The sequence below is a fragment of the Bowmanella sp. JS7-9 genome (assembly GCF_004329715.1).
Classification (GTDB): domain Bacteria; phylum Pseudomonadota; class Gammaproteobacteria; order Enterobacterales; family Alteromonadaceae; genus Pseudobowmanella; species Pseudobowmanella zhangzhouensis.
Map to the genome: position 1 here is coordinate 77,110 of NZ_JXSY01000003.1, position 24,162 is coordinate 101,271.

The 24,162-nt window shown below is 47.7% G+C and carries 14 protein-coding genes; all 14 read right to left on the reverse strand.

Annotated features, from left to right (window positions below; translation table 11 throughout):
* Nucleotides 1–35: 35 nt before the first annotated feature.
* The 14 genes from TK45_RS02295 to nhaC all read right to left on the reverse strand — a co-directional run bounded on the left by TK45_RS02295 (nucleotide 36) and on the right by nhaC (nucleotide 24,153).
* The gene (locus tag TK45_RS02295; protein ID WP_131257007.1) at nucleotides 36–1,757 is read right to left on the reverse strand and encodes a DUF3466 family protein; all 1,722 of its coding nucleotides are present in this window, start codon (nucleotides 1,755–1,757) and stop codon (nucleotides 36–38) included.
* 11 nt (nucleotides 1,758–1,768) lie between these two features.
* Nucleotides 1,769–3,676, reverse strand: coding sequence for an ABC transporter ATP-binding protein (locus TK45_RS02300; RefSeq protein ID WP_131257008.1), 1,908 nt, complete (start codon nucleotides 3,674–3,676; stop codon nucleotides 1,769–1,771).
* A gap of 8 nt (nucleotides 3,677–3,684) precedes the next feature.
* Nucleotides 3,685–3,912, reverse strand: coding sequence for a glutaredoxin family protein (locus tag TK45_RS02305; RefSeq protein ID WP_131257009.1), 228 nt, complete (start codon nucleotides 3,910–3,912; stop codon nucleotides 3,685–3,687).
* On the reverse strand, nucleotides 3,909–6,032 hold the full coding sequence (gene rlmKL, locus TK45_RS02310) for a bifunctional 23S rRNA (guanine(2069)-N(7))-methyltransferase RlmK/23S rRNA (guanine(2445)-N(2))-methyltransferase RlmL (protein WP_131257010.1): 2,124 nt from the start codon (nucleotides 6,030–6,032) through the stop codon (nucleotides 3,909–3,911). The genes TK45_RS02305 and rlmKL overlap by 4 nt, the downstream gene beginning before the upstream one ends.
* Before the next feature lie 74 nt (nucleotides 6,033–6,106).
* A complete protein-coding gene (locus TK45_RS02315) occupies nucleotides 6,107–6,637 on the reverse strand; it encodes a cell division protein ZapC domain-containing protein (protein WP_131257011.1) in 531 nt (176 codons plus the stop codon).
* A gap of 108 nt (nucleotides 6,638–6,745) precedes the next feature.
* Nucleotides 6,746–7,753, reverse strand: coding sequence for a quinone-dependent dihydroorotate dehydrogenase (pyrD, locus tag TK45_RS02320; RefSeq protein WP_131257012.1), 1,008 nt, complete (start codon nucleotides 7,751–7,753; stop codon nucleotides 6,746–6,748).
* A gap of 78 nt (nucleotides 7,754–7,831) precedes the next feature.
* The gene (locus TK45_RS02325) at nucleotides 7,832–12,664 is read right to left on the reverse strand and encodes an NAD-glutamate dehydrogenase (protein ID WP_131257013.1); all 4,833 of its coding nucleotides are present in this window, start codon (nucleotides 12,662–12,664) and stop codon (nucleotides 7,832–7,834) included.
* A 167-nt stretch (nucleotides 12,665–12,831) separates the two neighbouring features.
* A complete protein-coding gene (locus TK45_RS02330) occupies nucleotides 12,832–15,177 on the reverse strand; it encodes an RND family transporter (protein ID WP_131257014.1) in 2,346 nt (781 codons plus the stop codon).
* Between the two features lie 2 nt (nucleotides 15,178–15,179).
* Complete coding sequence (locus tag TK45_RS02335) at nucleotides 15,180–16,100, reverse strand: YCF48-related protein (RefSeq protein WP_254426522.1); 921 nt, start codon at nucleotides 16,098–16,100, stop codon at nucleotides 15,180–15,182.
* 138 nt (nucleotides 16,101–16,238) lie between these two features.
* Complete coding sequence (locus TK45_RS02340; RefSeq protein ID WP_131257016.1) at nucleotides 16,239–17,603, reverse strand: DUF1329 domain-containing protein; 1,365 nt, start codon at nucleotides 17,601–17,603, stop codon at nucleotides 16,239–16,241.
* A gap of 13 nt (nucleotides 17,604–17,616) precedes the next feature.
* Nucleotides 17,617–19,704 carry a DUF1302 domain-containing protein gene (locus TK45_RS02345; protein WP_131257017.1) on the reverse strand — a complete coding sequence of 696 codons (2,088 nt, stop codon included), beginning with the start codon at nucleotides 19,702–19,704 and terminating at the stop codon, nucleotides 17,617–17,619.
* Between the two features lie 152 nt (nucleotides 19,705–19,856).
* Nucleotides 19,857–20,081, reverse strand: coding sequence for a DUF2835 family protein (locus TK45_RS02350; protein ID WP_131257018.1), 225 nt, complete (start codon nucleotides 20,079–20,081; stop codon nucleotides 19,857–19,859).
* A 4-nt stretch (nucleotides 20,082–20,085) separates the two neighbouring features.
* Entirely contained in the window at nucleotides 20,086–22,680 is a 2,595-nt protein-coding gene (gene pepN, locus TK45_RS02355; protein WP_131257019.1) for an aminopeptidase N, read from the reverse strand.
* A 3-nt stretch (nucleotides 22,681–22,683) separates the two neighbouring features.
* Nucleotides 22,684–24,153, reverse strand: a complete 1,470-nt coding sequence (nhaC, locus tag TK45_RS02360; RefSeq protein WP_131257020.1) for a Na+/H+ antiporter NhaC — start codon at nucleotides 24,151–24,153, stop codon at nucleotides 22,684–22,686.
* Nucleotides 24,154–24,162 lie beyond the last annotated feature (9 nt).

Genomic DNA, 24,162 nt, shown 5'->3' on the forward strand with positions numbered 1-24,162 from the left:
CAATGATTGCGGCCTTTTAATGCTGAATTGCAAGGTTATAGGAACTTGCGACGAAGCCCGACTGACAGGCCGGCCAGCAGCAATAACCAACCAAATACACCGCCCTGACGCTGCTGTTTTGATTCGTCAGTACCACAATCCTGAATCTGGCCACCCGCAATCGGCGCAAGTTTCAGGACGACAGGAGTTTCTGACTCTACAGCAGTCCCGTCGGTATTCGTTCTGACAACACCAGCAATATTCTTAACTTCACGCTTTTTCAGCGCTGTTACCACGATTTCACCGTGGTCATTAATACCGTCCGCCTGCACCAATTCGTAGCCACTATCACAGGCAATTAAATCATTCAGGTCGACGAAACTTCCATCATTATAATCGTACAAGAACGCATGCTTACGGCGGGTACTTCCGGCGCTGAACGTTGCGTCAATTTCCGCTTCTCCGACAATTTGACCTGATTCATTCATATCACGAGGATTCATCGAAGAACTTTTGAAGAAACCATCGACAATAACGCTGCTCTCGTTCGTCGTATCATAGATAAACAACTTACTGGCGTTTTTACCATTGACGTATTTCGCGCCAACACCGTATACGAGGCCTGTATTATTAATTCCCAACGCTTTACTGTTATAAAACTCTGCGGGGTTACTGATATCAACAACCTCATCATTAACAAACATCGCAGCTGAGGTGGTTAAATCAGTAGTGACACCTTTGATCTTCGGACCGGTATAGATGTTACTTGCCTCACCTACCATTACACCCGAGTCATTAATTCCATATGCAATACTGGAGATTCTGATGTTGCTCTCGTCACCGTCGTAACCTGTTTCAGCGATGAATTCTTCTACGGTAGTCAATGCCGCATAGGTTTTGGACTCAATGACTTGTAATGCTTCATCCAATGTCCAGCGGGTTGCGTTATTTTTAAAATTCGAAAGCTTCTGTAACGACGCCATACAGGCTTCGACAGGGATATCGCCTCGAGTCTCGTCATTGTTACAACTTACGTAGATTGACGCATTCAATGCGCCATACACATCACGAAGGTCAAAACCAATAGATGAAAAACCTGCAACCTGGCGACTGTTATTCAATCCATATGCAGCCGACACCCCACCTAATTCAGTGAATTCTGGCAAAAGTTCGATTTGTTGGTCATCAATATTTACAAACGCCCGCAAACCATAGTCACGCACCTGATAATTTACGGTTTCATCAGATTCATTGACATATGGAAGCAATTCCAATGGCGCGGTACTGTCACCAACAACCCAACCACTATCAGCCACGTCACGTACACGCACGGTTGCGCTTCGACTTAGCGCATTCAACTCAGGGACAAACATGTCCAAACCAGCAACGACATCAAATCCAGACTCATCTGCAATAGCCGCACTATAGTAGGCGAAGCGCTGACTGGTAACTGATGGCGAGTCGGTAGAACCTAAATTTTGCAGGTACCCATACAGATAGACCATGTCGTCGTCACTAATGTTACCTGCGGCAACGGCGTCGACATCAATGTTCTCTTGTAACGTCGTACTTTCCAGATTAAGTCTGCTCACATCAATAGCCGGACGAAATTGTTCCTGCAGTAAAACCGCAACTTTGCCCTGATTGTTTATGGCGGTGCCATATACATAATTTGCCTGTTGATTGACCGGAAGTTCGACAATTTCGTAAACCGCTGCCTGTGAGGCGAATGTGGCGGTAATTAGTGCGGATAGCGGGGCCAGCCTGGTTATTTTCATTGTTATTCCTGTTACTGCTCTTGCATCTGTTCTAATTCGTCCCAGCGCTCATAGGCGACGGACAAATTGGCTTCCAATTCTGCCAATTGGTTCAGCACTTTTTGTGCATCACCTGCATCTTGTTTAAAGAAATCCGGTTGATTTACCAGTTCCTGTAATCTTGCTACCTCTGTTTCCATGGTCTCAATCTGACCGGGTAGCTGTTCGAGCTCAAGTTTGGCCTTGTATGATAACTTTTTAGACCGCGCCGGAGAAGACTTGGCGATTTGACTTTGCTTCTGCTCAGAAGTTTCACGTACTGCGGCTTTTTCCTCGGCTTGTACGCGCGCCTTATCAGCATACCACTGATAAATATCCTGATAACCGCCAACAAACTCACGAATTACTCCATCACCCTCAAAATACAAACTGGCGGCAACCACATTATCAACAAACTCCCGGTCGTGGCTGACCAACAACAACGTACCGTCGTATTGCCCCAAAACCTCCTCTAATAGCTCTAGGGTCTCTACATCCAGGTCATTGGTAGGTTCATCGAGGATCAATAAATTGCTGGGTTTGGCCAGTATTTTGGCCAATAGCAAGCGATTTTTCTCGCCGCCGGATAACGCACCAACCGGCACATTGATCCGCTCAGGCGAAAACAAAAAATCCTGCAAATAGCTAATCACATGGCGTGAGCGCCCATTAATCGTCAGTTCCCGCTTGCCATCGGCGATGGTATCAATCAGAGTTTTATTTGGGTCTAATTGACTACGATGCTGGTCAAAATAGGCAATTTCCAAATTGGTGCCGCGTTTAATTAAGCCTTGCTGGGCTTCGAGATCACCGAGCAACAGTTTAATCAGGGTCGACTTGCCACAACCATTGGCACCCACCAAGGCAAGTTTATCGCCACGTTGCACCAGTAAATCCAAACCACGGATAATCGTCTTGTTATCAATCTGGTAATGCAGGCCACTGACATCGAACACCGTTTTGCCAGAACGCTGCACGTCAGACAACGTGATGCTGGCAGCCCCCTGACGATGACGACGCTGACGATGTTCTTCGCGCAGCGCCTTAAGTGCTCGAACCCGCCCTTCATTGCGGGTTCGGCGCGCTTTGATACCCTGTCGGATCCAGGTTTCTTCCTGAGACAATTTCTTATCAAATAAAGCGTTTTGTGTCGCTTCGACCTGTAAATCTTCGGCTTTCTTAACCAGATAAGTCGCATAATCACCTGGATAAGAGGTTAACGTTCCCCGATCCAGATCGACGATACGAGTCGCCAAACGGCGGATAAATGCACGATCGTGGCTCACGAAAACCACTGCGCCACTAAAGTCCATTAACGCATTTTCCAACCACTGAATCATCGAAATATCCAGGTGGTTTGTCGGTTCGTCCAGCAACAAAATATCCGGATTACGCACCAACGCACGAGCTAACGCCGCCTTACGACGCCAACCACCAGATAAACTACTTAACATGGCGTTGCCATCCAGTTGCAACTGCATCAGTACCGCTTGGATCTGTTGCTCTAACTGCCAGCCATTGTGGTGTTCCAGTTGCTGTTGCAGGCGCTCCAGTTTTGCCAACTGCGCATCGCTGTGGTCATTTACCACGACCTGGCTCTGATGGGCGTATTCTGTTAATAACTGCCCTATCTCTGCTAATTCTTCCGCGACATAATCAAAAATACTGATATCCGTAGATAATGGCGGGTCTTGTTCCAGACGTGATATTTTTACTTCACTGCCGACGATCCGCTGACCATCATCCAGCGGCATATGGGCGCCGATAACTTTAAGTAACGTTGATTTACCACAGCCGTTGCGTCCAACCAGACATATCCGCTCACCGGCTTTGATCACCAGTTCCACATTATCCAGTAGCGGTGGATGACCCAGACTCAAACTGGCATTTTTTAATTGCATCAACACGCTCAACGGACAAATTCCTGTAAATCGCTCTGCATAAATGGCCAGCCCAGCTCTTTACCTGAGTCTGTGCGCTTTAAGACCGGGATACGAACGCCGTACAGTGCGAACAAGCTATCGTCAAAGGCGATATCAATCGTCTCTACAGATAAGGATAATTGCTCGCACAGGGCTTTAGCCTGCTCGCATAAATGGCACTCGGCAGTACTGTATAAAATCAGGGAACTTGTCATGCTTGTTTCGTGAATAACCAACAATGATGAATTTTAGGATTGCGTTTAAAATCTTCCGGCAGGGTCTTCGCATTCCAATCTGTGATGCTTAGCCCTAACGCCTGCACGGCCTCCTCATCGAGCTTAAACTTGCGCAGGTTGTTGGAAAAAATGATCTCCCCTCCCGGTGCCAGACGTTTGACCGCATCGGCTAACAAGGCAATATGGTCACGCTGTACATCCCACACATTATTCATGCGTTTGGAGTTAGAGAAGGATGGCGGGTCGATAAATATCAGATCGTATTCACCACGGTCTGATTTCAACCATTGCAAACAATCGGCCTGCTCAAAGCGATAGGCGCCACTTAAGCGATTCAGGCTAAAGTTACGTTTTGCCCATTCCAGATACGTGCGCGACATATCGACTGTAGTAATACGACGCGCGCCACCTAAAGCGGCATGCACTGATACACTGCCCGTGTAAGAAAATAAATTCAGCACTTCTTTATGGCGACTACGCGCCTGCACCAGCTGACGTGTTACACGGTGATCCAGGAATAAGCCTGTGTCCAGATAGTCATGCAGGTTAACCCATAACTTTGCGCCGTTTTCATACACTTCAATGTATTCACGACGCTGATCGAGTTTATTGTATTGCTTTGCGCCTTTCTGCTGTTCACGCACTTTCAGCACAATGCGATCCGCAGCCACATTGAGCGCTGCTGGCAGCGCGGCAACCACTTCCATCAGACGTTGGCGGGTCTTGGCTTCCGGCACATTTTTTGGCGCGGCGTATTCCTGCACCACCACCCAGTCGGCATAGACATCAATAGCGACGTTATATTCTGGTAAGTCGGCATCGTAAACCCGGTAGCAATTGACATTCTGGGTCTTCAGCCATTTTTTAAGCTTGACCAGATTTTTACCTAAACGATTGGCAAAATCGTTATTTTGCGGTGCCTCGCGAACCTCACAGTTGCGCTCATCCAGCAGGTAATTAACCAATTGGCATTCCAACTTGCCATTCATCAAGTTGTATTGCTTGCTGGCGCTGAGCTTCATCTGGCGCAGTAGATCGCGGTTAGAGGTGAGCATAGAGACATGCCAATCTTTAAACGCCACTTTTAACTGACTGCCCCAACTGGCGAAAAGCGGCAACAGATTGGCCAGTTCACCAAGGCGCTCGCCATACGGTGGGTTAGTAACGATGAAGCCCGGTTGCTCACAGGGGGCGGTCAAATTTTCGACGCTACCGTGACTGAAATGGATCCATTGTTCTACCCCGGCAGAACGCGCGTTATCACGGGCCATATCAACCATGGACTGGCTGATATCATTGGCATAAAACACCGATGAGGGGATGACTTGAGCTTGTTTGGCTAATTGCACCAGTTGCGTCCACAGGCTTTCATCATGACCAAGCCAATGACTGAATCCCCAATGGCGTCGGCTTAAACCTGGCGCAATATTCGCCGCCATCAACGCAGCTTCAATCACTACGGTGCCAGAGCCACACATTGGATCGAGCAATGGCTTACTCATATCTGCCGTCCAGCCACTGCGGATTAACATGGCTGCGGCCAGATGTTCTTTCACCGGCGCTTCACCGGTTTCCAGACGATAGTGACGCTGGTGCAAACTGCCACCGGAGACATCCAGATAAAGTTTGGCAACCTGACGATGTAAACGTACATGTAAGCGCCAATCGGCTTCTTGTTTGTCCACATTCGGGCGACGGTTCAGTCGTTGCTGGTATAGATCGACGACGGCATCTTTTACTTTTAGCGCGCCGAATTGGGTATTACGAATGGTATTGTCGGTGCCATGAAAATCTACTGCAAATGAACGCTCAACGGCAAAATGCGCTGGCCAGTCGACACCCGATGCCAACTGGTACAGATGATCTGCATGGGTCACCGACCCTTCGGCCAATTGCAGTAAAACACGGTTGGCCAGACGGGAATGCAGACAGATACGATACATATCAGCCATCTCGCCTTCAACCAGCACTAAACCGGGTTTAAGTTGAAACGTTAATGTTGGGCACAGCTGCTGGAGTTCAGCCAGTAAGACATCTTCCAAGCCTTTGGCGGCAGTAATGGTAAGTAACACAGAAACCTTAAAAAACAGTGGTGGCATGGCCACATAAAAATTGTGCGCAAGTATACCGCACAGATAAAAAAAAAGCCCCAATTGTGGGGCTATCAAGGGGATTAGGCGTACCGCGCTAACGGTGCGTCTGGCAGATAGGGATATAAGTAGTTGTGCATGACCTTGATCACCTCAAATTGCTTAAGGGATTTTTGTCCATCCAACAGCATGCTGGCGCTAATCAGCATACACAGGCTGGCGTGTTGGTCAGCTTCTACTTGTAACACTAAACCTTGCCCATCGATGTTTTCTAACAATGCCAGCCCGGCATGAACTCCGGCATATGACTGACGATTGAAATACCAACTCTTGGGCATTTGCGGTTTATAGAACTTTTGTACCGCCGTGGCATTGAGTGCAATTTGGGTCAATTGGGCGGCGCTGAACTCGCCCGCATGCACCTGCAACTTCTCTGTCACTTCAATATAAAACTGCATATCTTCCAGACTGAAACCCTGGCGGTCCTGAGCATCCGGATTCAGTTGTTTCGCACGATATGGCGTCATAAATACCATCTCGTCAGACAACTCAATCGCCAGACAATCCTGTGTCTTATCGTAGTACCAACACCAGTCTTTACTTGGTTGTAACATTGCGATTTTCCATTCAGTTGCTCAAGCACCGTTCGTAACAGCTTAACGTTAAGATCATGTTTTTAAAGGAATATTTAATTCTTTTTTGTGAGTCTTTAAACAGGATCATTATAAAGACTTTACGATCTTGGCGATCAGATCCGGTCCTTGATAGATCAATGAAGAATACAACTGGATCAAAGGCGATCCCGCCTTGATCCGCTGCTGTGCCGCGGTCGGCGAGTCGATACCCCCTACCCCGATCACTGGCATTGCACCATCAAGTCGAGCGATTAATTTTTCACAGATCGTTTGGCTTTGCACGGTTAACACCGAACCGGATAAGCCCCCTGCTTCATTGGCATGTTTAAGGCCCTGAACCTGACTACGATCTAATGTGGTATTTGTCGCTATTACCCCATCGATACCCGAGCTGACAAAATTATCTGCCATGGAAAACAATTCCTCATCAGATAAATCTGGGGCGATTTTGACCAGCAACGGCACATATTTTCCATGCAGATCGGACAGACGGGTCTGCGCCGACTTCAATCCACCGAGCAATTGCGCCAGCGCATCGCCATGCTGCAAATTCCGCAATCCAGGGGTGTTGGGTGAGGAAATATTGATCGTCACGTAACTGGCATGGGCATAAACCTTTTCCAGACAAATCAGATAATCACTCAGGGCATCTTGCTCTTCAGTAGTTTTGTTTTTACCGATATTGATACCCAGCACACCGTCGTATTCAGCCTGCTTAACCTGCTCGACCAGATAATCCACCCCTTTATTGTTGAATCCCATGCGATTAATAATCGCCTGCTTCTCAGGTAGGCGGAATAAACGTGGTTTATCATTACCGGCTTGCGGACGTGGTGTAACCGTCCCTACTTCGATAAAACCAAATCCCATTTTTGCAAAGGCATCGATGCACTCGCCGTTTTTATCTAACCCAGCAGCTAAACCAAGCGGATTTTTAAAACGAAGGCCGAATAGTTCAACCGGCTTTTCCGGTAAATTTTGCGTGTAAAAGGACGAGAGGAAATTGTGTTGCGTCCACTTGAGGCTATCCATGGTGAGGTTATGTGACGTTTCCGCATCCAGACTGAACAACAAGTTTTTTAAAATACCGTACAAAATTAAGCCCCTTTATTTTGGATAATAAAAAGCCCCGGGCGAACCGAGGCTTTTAACGTAACTAGCGTAAGGCGGGGATTAACCGCAATTAACACTAAGTAGCATCAATTCACGCAATGCCACTGAGAACTTGGCAAATTCGTGTGTGGTGCTGGTTTTGAATTCGTACATCATATTCGTCCAGCGTTCCAGCAGGTATTGATGTGCCTGCATCCACTCATCCAGAATTGTATCTGTATCCGCCATGTCTTTTCCATAGCGAATCAGTACCGTAGTGAGTGAGCGCTGCTGCCAATCCAGTTCTTCACGATAGGAAGCGCGCGCCAGTGCCTGCCAGTGGTTGCCCACGTCCTGATTGTTGATTTGCTCAAGGAACCAGTGAATCTCGAGCTTGTAACCCAACTTAAAGTAAAGGCTCGCAACTTTGGCTCGCTCAGCTTTCTCCTGCTCAGCCACCTGCGCCAGGTCAAACGCAGAGAACAACGTACTTAAACAGGCGACATGGAATGCCAACTCTTTTGGCACGCCTTTGCCAATCAGCTTCTCGCTATCTTTTACCAGGCCTTTATATTCATCAGGCATCAGGTAATCCGCACAGTTTTTCAGCAGGTCTTCACTGGCTGGACGATAAAAATCGATAGCCTTTTGAATGTCCATGCCTTTCTGACCGTGACGTAAATACCAACGAGATGAGCGGCGTAAATTACGACGGATCTGATTGAGCATATGCATCTGTACGTCTGCAGGAACCTGATTATCCAGCTTTTCGATTTGGTCAATCAGGCTCTGCGCGTCATACACCCCTTTGACGATGGCGTATGCATGAGCGATTTCCGCAACATTACCGCCCGTCTCTTCCTGTAGGCGGTGAACAAAGTTCATGCCCATGTCGTTAACCAGATTGTTTGCCAGTTTGGTGGCAATAATCTCACCGCGCAGTGGGTGGTTTTGCATTTGTTTCGCGTATTTCTGACGCAGTACCGGCGGGAAAGCCTCTGGCAGTAACTTGGCGTGGAATGGATTATCGGTAATCTCGCTGATGTTGAGCTTCTCTTTTAACACCATTTTGCCGTAGGCAGTCAGCACAGCCAGTTCCGGGCGGGTCAGACCGGTGCCCTGAGCCAGACGCTCCGAGATTTCATCGTCAGATGGGATAAATTCCAACTCGCGGTTCAGGTAACCTTCTTTTTCCAGGCCGTGAATAAAGCGCAACTCTTCTTTGAGCATACTCACACCAGCACGGTGTGTTACAGAGATAGAACCGGTTTGACGGTAGCAATCCTGCAACACAATACGCGAAACATCATCGGTCATCTCATACAGCAATTTATTACGCTGTTTAAGCGTCATGTCGCCATCAGCAACCAGGGTGTTGAGCAGGATTTTGATATTCACTTCATTATCCGAACAGTCCACCCCACCAACGTTATCGATAAAGTCGGTATTGATGCGGCCACCGTGCATGGCGTATTCCACACGACCTAACTGAGTACAACCCAGGTTTCCGCCTTCGCCAAAAATCTTGGCGCGCAAATCTTTACCGTTAACCCGTAAGTCATCGTTAGCGCGATCGCCTACTTCGGCATGAGATTCTTTGGTTGATTTGACGTAGGTACCGATCCCTCCGTTCCAGATTAAATCCACTTCCATTTTCAGGATGTTTTTAATCAGTTCACTCGGCGTCATTGACGCCTGACTGGTACCCAGACATTTTTTCATTTCAGCGGTCAATTTGATTGACTTAGCACTACGATGGAAAATGCCACCGCCTTTTGAAATGAGTTTGGCGTCGTAATCTTCCCAGCTGAGCTGAGGGTTTTCGAACAAACGTTTACGCTCAGCAAAGCTGGCTTTCGCATCTGGATTCGGATCGAAGAAAATATGTAAATGGTTAAAGGCTGCAATCAGACGCGTATGTTCTGATAACAACATGCCGTTACCAAATACGTCACCGGCCATATCACCGATACCCACACAGGTAAAATCGGTGGTTTGACAATCAATACCCATTTCACGGAAATGACGTTTAACCGACTCCCAACCGCCACGAGCAGTAATGCCCATGCCTTTATGGTCGTAACCTACAGAACCACCTGATGCGAACGCATCGCCTAACCAGAAGTTGTACTCTTCTGAAATGCCATTGGCGATATCAGAGAACGTGGCGGTTCCTTTATCCGCCGCTACAACCAGATACGGATCGTCTTCATCTAAACGCACCACATCTTTAGGCGGCACTATGTCACCTGCGACAATGTTGTCAGTAATATCTAACAAGCTACGAATAAAGATACGGTAACAGGCTTTACCTTCCTCCAGAAACGCGGCACGACCACCTTCCGTCGGTGGTGTTTTACATACAAAACCACCTTTGGCACCGACCGGCACGATCACCGTGTTTTTAACCTGCTGGGCCTTAACCAGACCCAATACTTCGGTACGGAAATCTTCCATACGATCAGACCAGCGCAAGCCACCACGCGCAACTTTACCACCGCGCAAGTGCACACCTTCAACCCGAGGTGAGTAGACGAAAATTTCGAACTTAGGTAATGGCAGCGGCATTTCCGGAATCAGATCAGGCTGCACTTTAAAGCTGATATACGGCTTGTCGTTACCTTCCGCATCTTTCTGATAGAAGTTGGTGCGAAGGGTCGCCAGAATCATGTCCATATAGCGACGGATAATCCGGTCATCATCCAGGTTATTCACCGCTTCCAGTTCATGTTTAATAGTGGCAATGGTTTCTTCAACGCGTTTTTCATTGCGTTTGATAAACGGATTAAAGCGCAAATCAAACAAATCAGTCAGTAATTTCGCAATATTCGGATAACTGTCCAACGTACGTGCAATATAGTCCTTACTGAATGAACTACCGGTTTGACGCATATATTTGGCATAGGCACGCAGAATCGTCACCGTACGCCCCAGCATACCGGCCCCCAACACCAAACGGTTAAAGCTGTCATCTTCCAGTTGCTTATTCCATACCTGAGAGAAGGCTTCCTGGAATAACCCTTGTGCTTTATCCAGACTCATATGCGTGCTGTTTTTGTGCAGCATCGTAAAGTCCATGATCCAGCTTACAGTGCCATTAGCCGTTTTAACCTGATAGGGGCTTTCGTCAATTACGCGCAGACCAAAATGCTCCAGCATTGGCAATACATCCGATAAGTGAATCGGCGCGTGTAAGTGGAACAGCTTTAACTTAACCAGATCACTGCTGTCGTTCTCTTCCAGTGGACGATAGAACAGCATATCCAGAGTTTTACTTTCGCTTAATCCCTGAATTTTCTCGATATCAACAACTGCGGTGCTCGGCAGGTTGTGATCTTTGTAACTACGACTGAACGCGTCACCATACAGATTATCCAGCGCTTTACCGGTGGCTTCACCATGGCTGGATTTCAATGCCGCAGTGAGTTTATCGTTCCATCCTTTGGACAGCTCGATGAGATTCTTTTCAATTTCCTTCACATCAATTTCCACATTATTGTTTACAACCCGCACGATGTAATGGGTACGCGCATAGACGGATTCGGAGAAGAAGGTCGTGAATTCCACTTCACGATCGCTACCAAATGATTGAGCCAGCAAACGCTGTGTATCAATACGCAGTGCCGTGTTGTAGCGCTCCCGAGGTACATACACCATACACGAGAAGAAACGGCCAAACGGATCACGGCGGACAAACAGACGCGAGATACCCCGCTCCTGCATTTGCAGAATACCCGTGGCAATTTGTTCCAATTCAGACTCACGCGCCTGCAGTAATTCATCACGCGGATAGGTTTCGAGAATGTTGACGAACGCTTTATACGCGTGGCTGCCGTTAACAAAGCCCGAACGCTGACAAATACGCTCAATTTTCTTACTTAAAATCGGTAAATCCGTGGCACTGCGGTTATAAAATGCCGATGAATACAGACCGATAAAGCGGTCTTCACCAATAACCCGACCACTTTCATCAAAACGTTTGATGCCGATGTAATCCATATAAGCATTGCGGTGCACACGTGATTTGCTATTAGTTTTAGTTAGGATCAGAGGGTTACTGCTGAGTGTTTCTTCACGGGCAGATAAGGGAATATTTGATAACAAGCGGTCACGTGGAGAAATGGAACGCTTCATCAGACCCAGGCTGGAGTCTACATTTGGTACCCAACGGTAATCGCCTTTGATCGCTTTCGACTCATAACTGCGGTAGCCCATGAGGGTAAAGTTATGATCCGAGACCCACTTGAGGAATTGCATGATTTCCTGGCGGACCTGTTCGCCTTGTGGCATCGGATAATCTTTGTATTGTGCAATGATATCCAACAGTCGGTCACGCATTGGCTGCCAGTCATTCACTGCCAGTGAGATTTCCTCGACTACAGAAATTAACTCCTCTGCGATAGTTTGCAGCGCCTGAGGTTGACTCTGATGGTCAATCTCAATCATGAATATGGTTTGTTTTAAGTTTTGGTCTGAGTTCTTATCTTTAGCGATAAACTCACTGACTTTATTGTCCTCATCCCGCTTTAGTAGTACGGGCGTGTGCAGCAGCAGATGAGTAGCAATATTCATCCGGTTCAGTGCCATACGCACTGAGTCCACCAAGAAAGACATATCGTTAACGATAATCTCAACCACAGTATGACTGGACTTCCAGCCATGGGTATCCACTTCAGGGTTAAACACCTTAACCAGCGGTGCCTGACCGTCATATTGCGCGAATTTATTCCACAAGCTCAGGGTAGCGCCATACAGGTCACTATCGTTGCGATTTTCTAAATCATCTTTAGAAATATTGCTAAAAAGAATGCGGGCGAATTGGGTAACAAGAGGTGATTGTTTTTTATCTACTTTTTGTTGGATAAGTTTGTAAACATTATCCAGCACGACCGAGGGTGTTTGAGCATTTGCCATGTAATTATCCGATTGACGACTTCGCCAGCCTCAATTCTAGCAGAGGCTTGGCAAGAGTTTGACAAACAAGGTGTTTTTAATATTGTCTCGAATTTATCAGCACAATAGAAGCAAAATAAAAGGCCGCTTAGCGGCCTTTTGGTAGGTTTTGTTTACATTTTTGCAACTTAGTCGCCAACCTTGGTCGAATTGCTCTGATTTGACCAGAAAAACGCGGCAAGTGCCGGTAATACAATAATTGCACCCAACATGTTTACCACGAACATAAAGGTCAACAAAATCCCCATATCCATCTGGAATTTAAGCGCCGAGAATACCCAGGTACTCACACCAACTGCCAGGGTGATCCCAGTAAACAATACTGCACTGCCCCGCTCTTCCAACGCCTGTAAATAGGCCTCACGAACTGCAACGCCCTGTTTTAACTTGGCATTCATGGTTGAGAGGATGTAAATCCCGTAATCCACACCAATCCCCACGCCCAGCGCGATGACCGGCAGCGTTGACACTGTCAGACCAATTTGCAGTTTCGTCATCAAAGCCTGTGCCAATACCGACACCACGTATAACGGGATAACCACGGATAACGTGGCTCGCAGCGAGCGGAAACTGAGTAAACACAGCAAGATCACTGCGCCAAACACGTACCACATCATGGGCTGCTGAGCGTCTTTGACCGCTTCATTGGTGGCTGCCATCACCCCAACAGGACCGGATGCCAGTTGGAACTTAAGGTCGTCACTTTGATACTCGGTGCGGAATTGTTTGACCGCCTCTACCACTCGCTCAATGGTTTCCGCTTTGTGATCATTTAAGAAGATAATCACCGGCATTACAGAGCAATCGCCATTCAATAGACCAGACGTGGTTGGAACCCGGCTAATCGCCTGCACCAAGGTTTGCTGGTTACGCGGCAATACCCGCCATTTCGGGTTACCTTCGTTGTAACCGGCATTGACGATTTTCGCGACCGATGCCAGGCTCACGGCCGAGTTAACCCCCGCAACGTTTTCCATTTTCCATTGAAATTCGTCGATGGCGCTCATCACAGGATAAGATGTACAGGCATTTGGCGTCGCCTCAACCAACACCGAAATGTAATCCACGCTGATCGCGAATTTATCTGTGATCAGGAATGTATCCTGGTTATAGCGTGAGTCTTCATGTAGTGCAGGTGCACCAGCATGTAAGTCACCAATCTTCATCTGTTGCGATTGAAAATACCCCACGACGAACAATGCAGCGGTCACGGCCAGAATTATCGCAGCCGGTTTGCGTTCTGCGAACTTGGAAATAGCAAACCAGAACGGGTTGTGACGTCCGTCACTTTTGGAGAAGCGCGCCTTATAAGACTCACCCAAACTCACATAGCTCAGTAACACCGGCAGTAGAATCAGGTTGGTCAGAATGATAACTGCTACGCCTAAGCTCGCAGTAATAGCCAATTCACGGATGATACCGATATCAATAACCAACAGGGTTAAAAAACCAACTGTGTCAGACAGCAGTGCGATACCACCAGGCACCAACAAACCGGCAAATGCGCGCCTTGCGGCAATCCGGCAACTTAGGCCACGTCGTACCTCTTTACCCACGGCATTGATCATCTGCACACCATGGCTGACGCCGATGGCAAAGACCAAAAACGGTACCAGAATTGACATAGGATCCAGACCAAACCCTAACAGCGTCAATAAGCCCATCTGCCAAACCACTGAAACCACTGAACAGGTCAGCGCCAGAATAGTTTTTGGCAATGATTTGGAAAACAGGTACACCATGATGCCGGTAATGGCGATAGCAATGGCAAAGAACAGCACCACGCCTTTTGCACCATTGGCCACATCACCAACCATTTTCGCAAAGCCGATGATATGCAGGCTAATGGCATCATCTTCGAATTTATCGCGTAGTTGGGTTTCAAGTTTGCCAGCAAATCCAATGGTATCCAGCTTCTCGCCCGTCTCAGGATTGATTTCCATCAGGCGCGCAGTAACCATGGCACAGTGAAAATCGTCTGAAACCTGACGACCTACAATGCCCGCTTTCACCACGTTTTCTTTGACCACCTGTAGATCTTTATCACGGCTGGAATTGAAATCTGAAGGGATAACCGGCCCGCCTGAAAACCCGCCTTCGACGATTTCAGTAAAGCGCGTTGATGGCGCAAATAGCGACACGACCTGAGCACGGTCTACGCCGGGCAAATAAAACACTTCTTCATGCACCGCTTTGAGTCGGTCAAAAAAGCGCGTATTGAACATGTCGTGCTCACGATCACATACCGCAATCAGCACGTTGTTTGCGCCACCAAAATCACTTTGATGCTTAATATAGTTCTGCATGTATTCGTGATTCAGCGGGATGTTTTTAGTAAACGCGGCGTCTAACTTGAGATGCGATGCCTGATACGCCAAAAATACCGTAATCAGAACAAAAATTCCGACTACCAGCGCACGAAAAGAGAAAATCGCATTCTCGCAGGCAAAAATAAATTTATTGGTATTACTCATAATTATTTATTCAGTGGCAGTTGTTTAATGCCGGACTCAGTCACAGCAATCAATCCATTTGGGCTGGCGAGCGCATTGATTATGGCTTTTCCATCTTCTGTCTGAAAGGTAGAAAGTTTGCCCTTCGTTAACGTCAGGATGCGACCATTATTACCGACAAATACCGTGGTATCTGCATCAACCGCTACAATACTGTTGATGGATGATTTAGTCGGATTATCGATACGTTGCCACACTCCGTCGGTTAACTGAAAGATATTGCCACGTAAACCTGCGGCAATAACCTCGCCATTTGGCACTTGCATCACATCAAAAAATGACCCGTTGTAGTGAACATCAATGCGTTGCCAGTTGCGCCCTTGATCATCGGAGAAGGCCAGTAGACCCATTTCCCCAGCCATATAAAGTCGACCTTCACGGCCAGCCGATAAACGATTAAAGTGCGGTAAAACAGATGCCAGTTCCTGCAAATACAGCTGCTCATCTTCGTCTCGCAGTTCCTGCAAGTACGCCTGATCATCTTCAAGTAATACTTCGCCATGAAGTTCTTTTACCCAGCTTTGTCCACCATCCTGGGTTCTATAAAATAGGCCATAGGCGCCCACCGCGATGCCATGCTGTGCATCAAAAAAATGCACATCCATCAGAGGTTTTTCTAAATCTGGTAAATTTTGCTGAACCGTCCAATGCAGACCACCATCATCGGTAGCCAGAATAATTGCGTCATGGCCGACCGCCCAGCCATGCTGGTCGTCAACGAAATCGACGGCATTTAACATTTGATTGGTAGGAACGGGTTGCTGTTGCCAGCCCTGATTATTGGTATTTATCAGAATGTGTCCTCGCTCACCGACCGCAACCAATGTTGTTTCATTGATTTTTTGAATATCTGCCAGTAACGATTGCTCAGCTAAAGGAGCCATGTAGGCCTCCGTCGCGAGCGCTGCGTTAGACATGGCAATTACACTACATGCGATTGACACAAACTTCTTTTGCATAGCAGCAATGTCCTCTCGAGATTGCAAAAAAAACGGTTGGCCAGGCCAACCGTTGTGAGGTGTTTATCTTAGGCCTTCCCGTCTTAGCGCCTGCGGTGTGAACTCACTATCATCAGGTCTGATAGTAAAATCGTACATCGGCGCCTCGTTGTCCAGACCTAACGCCAGATAACGGCGAGAATTCAGGTCATAGTAAACTTCCAGCGTTGACCACTGCGTTGGGATTTCGTAGTAGTTCAGGCCGTACGCGATGGCTACGCGATACAGGTCACCGCGGTTATCGTACATATCCGCAACCTGGATCTGCCAGCTATCTTCATCGATGTAGAATACACGTTTTTGATAAACATGGCGCAGACCTTCTTTCAGGTTTGCTTCAACCACCCATACACGGTGTTTCTCAAACCGGGTCAGATCTGGATTGATATGGCCTGGTTTCAGGATGTCAGAATATTTAACCTGATCGCTGTGCAACTTATAGCTGTTATAGGCAACATACATTTCTTTTTTGCCTTTCAGCTCCCAGGTATACATATCTGGTGCACCGTTGAACATATCGAAATCGTCAGTGGTACGCAGACCGTCAGCTGCCGTTCCTGGTGCATCATAAGCGATGTTAGGTGCTAAGCGAACACGTCGTTGACCGGTGTTATAAGTCCACGCTTTACGCGGCTCTTTCACCTGATCCATGGTTTCGTGTACCAGCAACGCCGTACCAGCCAAACGCGCTGGCTCGGTAACTTTTTGCTTGAACTTCAGTACCATGTTTTCCGCTTCCAGCATGGCTGGCGTCATACCTTCACCGGCGTATTTCATCAGCAATACATCATCAAAGCCGATGATATTGTAATCGCCACCTGCGGTAGGCGCTGCCTGACCACCGTAACGCTGAATCGCTACACCACGATAACGCAGGATGTGGTTCCAAATCGCTTCCAAACCATTGGCTGGAATAGGAAACGGCACACCTACAGCGGCGTTTTTCACACCGTTACCACCTTCAACCAATTCCGCACGAGTTGCGTTGGCGATGGTGGCCTCGTAAACATACTGCGGGAACGAACCACTACGGCGAGTTTCATAAACCGGCATTTTGTAAGTGTCTGGATAGGTCTCGAACATCTTCTTCTGACCGTCAGACAAAAACTCTGCGTAGTCTTTGTAGTTTTTCGCGGTAATTTCGAACAGTGGCTTGTCCGAAGTAAACGGATCTGGGTGATGGTCACCCACATTGTAACCCGCTGGCGCAGACGTGATACCACCATTCCACGCCGGAATAGAGCCATCTGCGTTACCGGCGCGCACTGCGCCCATCGGGGTTAACTCGTTACTTAATTTTGCCGCTTCAGCCTCAGACACCTTGGCTACTGCCGTACCGGCAGTAAAAGTCAGTGTCATCGCGGCCGCGACTAGGGCTAATTTTTTCATCTATTACAACTCCCTAGATTGAATACTTGATGTTAAAAGACACAAAGTCACGATCTGATAAGGTATTGGTCGTACCTACACCGCCCCAGTAAGCGTTGTAAGAGAATGATGCAGACCACTTACTCAGATAATCGAAGTCCAGTGACACACTGGAAGACTTACGGTCTTCGATAAACAGGAACATTGGGTCAGGCGTAATACCATCTACGTCATGTGAGAAGGTTCCGCGAACTGACATGTTTATACCTGCAAACACGTTATTAAAGTCAGCCTTAGCTAACACGCGGTATCCCCATGCGCTATCTGTTGGGAATGGATTGGTTTCCGGACCGTTGGACAGACCGACATGCAAACCTTCTTTACCGATAATCGGACCACTGCGGTTAGTACCAGGACCATTCATACGCAAAACAGATGGGTCTGGCATGCCATCGATTTTCACGTAACCAACTTCACCCAGTACTACCAGGTTATCGGTACCTAAAGTTGGGCCAAACAGGTGGGTTGCCGTGATCTGAGCCTGAACAGAATCAACCAGTACAAAGCCTGGGGCAGTCTCACCCGGACCAACGTTGTAACCCAGATAATCATTCATCTGAGATATACCGGCTAAATCCGGACGAAGTCCTGCGTTGGCTAGCTGTTGTGGCATACCGACATACAGCAGTTCTACGTCATCAATTTGCAGAGGCTCATCCTGACGATATGCAATTTCACCGGCAAGCGCAGTTTCACCCACCATGGTATTGAAACTGAAACCGTAAAGTTTGGTGTCTTCCGGATAATTGAATTCTGCTTTAGTAAACGCACGCAGGTCAGTCAGATTATCTTTGGTAATCGTATTTTGCGCCAAATACGCTATGTCAGCTGCAATGCCTGCTGAAGTAAAGTCAGAAGTAATACCTGAGATTAACGGACGTTGACTGTGAGAATTAATAAAATACAGTCCAAACTCTGTGCCGTTATTAAACTCTTCTGCGAAATAAGTCAGGCGCAGACCATATTGGCCAGAATCAGACGGTTTCTTATCCGCGTCTTCGCCGTAAGCGCGAACTGCCACCTTAGTAGGATACGCAAGATACATGCTTCCCAGCAGTTGACTCTGAGCGGCATAGGTCGCAGCGTCAATTTGACCGGTTGCATAGGCTACCGCGAGTTCTTTTGCCTGACGACCGATGGCATTGAGGTTGTGCGACAAGGTAGCAAAATCAATATCTGGGTTAGACGTAAAACCTAACTGTATCAGGTTGGCGTAGCCACCCTCACCCGCGAAATCGTTGGTAGAGAAATAACTACCCGCCTGTGGCAGACGCGACTTTTCCCAAGCGTATTGATAGTAACCAGCCAATGACAGGTTATCTGTCAGACCAATAGAGCCATATACCATCCCAACAGGAATAAATACTTCTTTAAGTTCAGCACCCGGTGCTAATGCACGGGTAACGTCAACCGGGTTGATGGCGTTAATACCATGCTGAATAAAGGTGCTTTCACCCCAGCTAACAACCTGATCACCGATGCGCAAAGACACAGGCTTACCGCCTAAGTCAAAATCAGCGTAGAAAAACGCATCTAATAAACGCACATCAGTACACAATTCTTCTTTGGCGCGAGGGTCAGAACACGGGTCGAATCGCACGCCTGAGACTGGATTGTCCCAAACCCGATCACCTTCCATTAACTCGTAGTCATAAAAATACATACCGCGTACAAAGACGCCCATATTTTTATATTTGACATCCAGCTCATGCGTCCCTTTAAACAGAGTTGAGAAAGCTTCGCCTGGCTCATACATCAGGTCACTTAAATCACCATTGGTAGAGTAACTACCATTGGTTTGCGCCCAAATGTCAGATGCAGGATATTTAGTGTTGGTGGCGGCGTTGTACCCGCTCCAATCCAGATTTAAGTGGTTTGTGTTACCGATTAGCGACCAGTCGCGATCTTCAACACGAATACTGGTTCCCAGTGAGAAACTGGAATCGAAACTGACAGTCCAGTCACCTTCACTCCAGCTTGCCGCCTGAACCGAACCACCCATCAGCGCTGCAAGACCAAGTGCCAGCGGTGTTTTTCTAAACATGTGAGGCCCTTTTATCATTTATTGTGTTCTCCCCTTATTTATCCGTTTTACAACATGCGCACAACGGATAAACGCCAAATAATTAACAAAATCATTACATCATTTAACGCCGTAAGCAAGAAGAAATCCTACCAGTTGGAAAATAGGAAAATTCCTGCCTTTTAAAGGCTTTAAGTGATTTTGAGGAAACTCACAAACTTGTGATTATTATCGGTTTGCAACCTGAATCGGCCATGAATGCCGTTGCTGGATATGTAATTACGCAAATAGCGGGTAGCAATTTGAATGCGCCGGCCACGCTCATCAGTCAGGATCACTGATGGAATGTTGCCGGCGTAAAGACGTTGACAGTCGTAATAACTGACATCGAGACGAAAGAAATACTCGTTATACATTTAATTAATGTTGAATATTCAGCGCCTTATGCACCTTTTCGGATAAGTCGACGCTCAGGGTTGGTTGATCGGCCAAACGCATCAGTTCATGCCGCCATTGTAATTGTCTTTTGTCGTCCAATTTAGTCAAGCTAAGCAATGGGGTAACCAACCTAGCACTTACCTGAGGGTTAATTTTATCAATTTGAATCAATTGCTCGGTCAACCAGCGAACCCCACTGCCATCTTCGGCATACAACCCGTGCGGGTTATAAAAGCCGAAGGTGCCAACCAATGCCCGCACCCGATTAGGGTTCTTCCAGCTAAACACTGCATGATCCTGCAATAAATCAATTCGGCTAAGAATATCTTTACGTTTGGCGCCAGCATGCAGGGCAAACCACTTATCCATGACGGTGGGCGCGTGGTGCCAGCGCTGTTCAAACTGTTGCATCAACTCATCAAATAAGGTTTCAGACGTATTTTGCGCGGCTTTTAATGCCCCCAGCGTATCCGTCATATTGTTAGCCTGCTGATATTGCGCCTTACACGCCTCAGCATATTGCTGCGGATTAGCATTCATCATTTGCAGTAAACAATGATTTTTAAGCTTGCGGGCAGCAACCTGTAATGGCTCATATTGATAGTCAGTTTGTGGGATAGACTCAAAGCGACGCAGCCAAAGGGGCTCATTAGCACAGGCAAGCAGTGGCTCTAATCCATCGCGCGCACGCATTAAGGCATCTACATCGATGCGCTCTTCCAGTTGCATCAGGGTTTCAAAACTCGGCAAGCTGAGCATTTCCGCCAAAAGCGCCAGATCGGTTTCGTCACTGTTTAGCAATACCCTTTGCGCGTCAATCAGTGACTGTGCGCGGTTTGAGTCCCACTGCCCACTCGACTCGTTAGCACAACGGATCATCGCCTCCTGATATAAGCCCTGCATCGCATCTACCCGGCTAAACCCATCATCCGAATACAAGGCAATATGCAGGCGCTGCTGTGCTGTTTGTGAAAAACGGAGTTTGATCGGCGCGGAGAAATCTCGCAGTACATTAAGCGCAAAAGGCTGTTCACAACTCAAAACATAGGACTGTTGCTTCTGTTCCAGTTCAAGCACCAGGGATTTTCGGCTATCCAGTAAAACAGGATGGCCCTCTTCGTCTAATGCACTGATCTCGATGGGAATGAGTAATGGACGTTTGCTTGCCTGATCCATAGTCGCAGGCGTGTGTTGGCTGATATCCAAATAGAGCTTTTTACGCTCTGGGTCGTAACGTTGTTCGATACTGACCTGCGGGGTACCGGATTGACTGTACCACCGTTTAAACAGGGTCAGGTCACGATGGTTAGCGTCCGCCATGGCCTGAACAAAGTCATCGCAAGTCACTGCCTGGCCATCGTGACGGGAGAAATACTTATCCATGCCTTTGCGAAAGCCATCTTTACCCAGCATTTTAAACAGCATGCGAATAACTTCAGCACCTTTATCGTAAACCGTCACCGTGTAGAAGTTGTTCATTTCTATCACTTCGTCGGGGCGAATGGGGTGTGCCATAGGGCCGGCATCTTCAGCAAATTGCTGCTCACGGATTACTTTTGCCTGTTGCACGCGACATAGCGCCGGACTGGACATATCCGCACTGAATTGCTGATCGCGAAAAACGGTGAGGCCCTCTTTAAGGCTCAATTGGAACCAATCACGGCAAGTAACGCGATTGCCCGTCCAGTTATGGAAGTACTCGTGGGCAATAATGGATTCAATATTAAAATAATCCGTATCGGTGGCTGAATCCGCATCGGCTAACACATATTTCGCATTGAAAACGTTAAGCCCTTTGTTTTCCATCGCCCCCATATTAAAGAAGTCGACCGCAACGACCATATACACATCAAGATCATACTCAAGGCCATATACATCTTCATCCCAGCGCATGGCTCGTTGCAGACTTTGTAAGGCAAATTCGGCTTTGTGCAGGTTACCCTCATCCACATAGAACTCTAATTGCACTTCACGGCCAGACGAGGTTGTATAATTGCCACGCAGCACATCAAATTGCCCGGCGACTAACGCGAACAAATAACAGGGCTTGTTAAATGGATCGTGCCAGACAACATAATGCCTGCCTTCTTCTAACTCTCCACGCTCAACGCAATTACCATTGCTGAGTAAATTGGGATATCGCGTCTTGTCTGCTTCGATCCGCACGGTATAACTGGCTAATACATCCGGCCGGTCGGGGAAGTAGGTAATGCGCCGAAACCCCTCGGCCTCACACTGGGTGCAATAACTGCCGCCGGACTGGTATAGCCCCTCCAATGCGGTGTTTTTCTCAGGATAAAGACGGGTGTGTACAGCGATTTCACAGCGACGGGGTAACTGCCTTAAGGTGAGATGTTGCTCATCAACTGAGTAGTCTTGCCACGGCGTCCCATCTACCATGATGGCAGCCAATTCCAGATCAGTGCCATCCAGAATCAGCGGGCTGTCGTCGAATTTTTCAACTGATAATGTCGAGCGGACAGTGGTTACCTGATCAGCGAGTTCAAAAGTCAGTGAAATTTTTGGAATCGAAAATGCAGGCGGCTGGTAATCCAGCCGCCGTTTAACTTGTATCATCTTTTATGCCTGTGTATTGGCTTTAGGTTCCATACCCGGTGGCGTTAATCGCAATATTTTTATGCCAAGGTACGCATAAATCACGGCCATAACCGGGCTAATCACGTTAAAGAACGCATAGAAAATATAGGCAAATGGATCCACTTTTAACACCCCATGCATGTAAGCACCGCAGGTGTTCCAGGGAATCAGTGGCGACGTTAATGTGCCGCCGTCTTCTAAACTACGTGATAAGTTAAGCTGGTGCAGGTTACGTTTGGCGAATTCATTTTTGTACATGCGTCCAGGCATAACGATAGACATGTACTGGTCGGCAGTAATCAAGTTCGTGCCTAAACACGTCAAAATCGTGCGCAGTACCATGTCCCCTGCACTTTTCGCTCCTTTTAAAAATGCAGAAACGGCTCGGGTTAGCAGGCCTACTTTTTCCAGCACCGCACCAAAGGTCAGTGCACACATAATTAACCAAACGGTATTCAGCATGCCAGACATGCCGCCGCCACTGAGCAGGTCGTCCATATCCGCGTTACCGGTGGTAATTTTCACGCCATCAAATAATGCCGTCCAACTGACCACCACGATATTGCGCCAGCTTTGATCGCTATCGCCAAGGCGCTGAATAAGGTCTGGCTGAAACACAATCGCCCATACCACACCCAGTAATGCACCTATGCTGACTGCCGGAAACGCAGGTACTTTGCGCACCGCCATGGCCAGCAACACAATCAGTGGCACCAGCATCCATAAATTGATATTGAAATTTTCAGCCAGCAAACCCTGCATAGATTGAATTTCAGCGACATTGGTTTCACTGGCACCATTCATACCCATAATCAGGAACAGGATTAACGCAATCACAAAGCTGGGAATCGTGGTCCACAGCATGTAGCGGATATGTTCGAACAACTCGGTACCGGCTACCGCAGGCGCCAGGTTGGTGGTTTCAGACAATGGCGAAATTTTGTCACCGAAGTACGCACCGGATACCACTGCACCGGCGGCAACGGCAGGATCCATGCCCATACCACCCGACACACCCATCAACGCCACGCCGACCGTAGCGGCTGTGGTCCAGCTGCTGCCGATACTCATGGCAACAATCGCGCAAATCAGGCAGGTGGCCATATAAAACACGGAGGGATTGAGCAACTCTAATCCGTAATAGATTAAGGTCGGCACTGTGCCTGCCAATAACCACGAACCAATCAAAGAGCCTACCGCTAACAGGATCAGGACCGCACCAAGCGAAATCGAAATACCATTAATCATGGCTTCTTCGATTTCTTTCCAGCTAAAGCCGTTTTTGATGCCGATTAAACCGGTAATCCCGGTCGCAATCAGCAATGCGATCTGATTGGGACCATATGAAGAGTCACTACCAAACAAATAAACTGAAACCGACAGCAGAGCAATCAGAATAGCGATGGGAATTAAGGCGTCTGCCAGAGACGGCGTTTTGTGTTGTTGAGTCACGCTCACATC

Coding starts and splice junctions, on each gene's coding strand:
- TK45_RS02305 (WP_131257009.1), bottom strand. CDS start 3,912: ATGACAAGTTCCCTGATTTTATACAGTACTGCCGAGTGCCATTTATGC.
- TK45_RS02325 (WP_131257013.1), bottom strand. CDS start 12,664: ATGGCAAATGCTCAAACACCCTCGGTCGTGCTGGATAATGTTTACAAA.
- rlmKL (WP_131257010.1), bottom strand. CDS start 6,032: ATGCCACCACTGTTTTTTAAGGTTTCTGTGTTACTTACCATTACTGCC.
- TK45_RS02330 (WP_131257014.1), bottom strand. CDS start 15,177: ATGAGTAATACCAATAAATTTATTTTTGCCTGCGAGAATGCGATTTTC.
- TK45_RS02300 (WP_131257008.1), bottom strand. CDS start 3,676: ATGCAATTAAAAAATGCCAGTTTGAGTCTGGGTCATCCACCGCTACTG.
- TK45_RS02315 (WP_131257011.1), bottom strand. CDS start 6,637: ATGTTACAACCAAGTAAAGACTGGTGTTGGTACTACGATAAGACACAG.
- TK45_RS02295 (WP_131257007.1), bottom strand. CDS start 1,757: ATGAAAATAACCAGGCTGGCCCCGCTATCCGCACTAATTACCGCCACA.
- TK45_RS02335 (WP_254426522.1), bottom strand. CDS start 16,100: ATGGCTCCTTTAGCTGAGCAATCGTTACTGGCAGATATTCAAAAAATC.
- TK45_RS02350 (WP_131257018.1), bottom strand. CDS start 20,081: ATGTATAACGAGTATTTCTTTCGTCTCGATGTCAGTTATTACGACTGT.
- TK45_RS02345 (WP_131257017.1), bottom strand. CDS start 19,704: ATGATAAAAGGGCCTCACATGTTTAGAAAAACACCGCTGGCACTTGGT.
- TK45_RS02340 (WP_131257016.1), bottom strand. CDS start 17,603: ATGAAAAAATTAGCCCTAGTCGCGGCCGCGATGACACTGACTTTTACT.
- pepN (WP_131257019.1), bottom strand. CDS start 22,680: ATGATACAAGTTAAACGGCGGCTGGATTACCAGCCGCCTGCATTTTCG.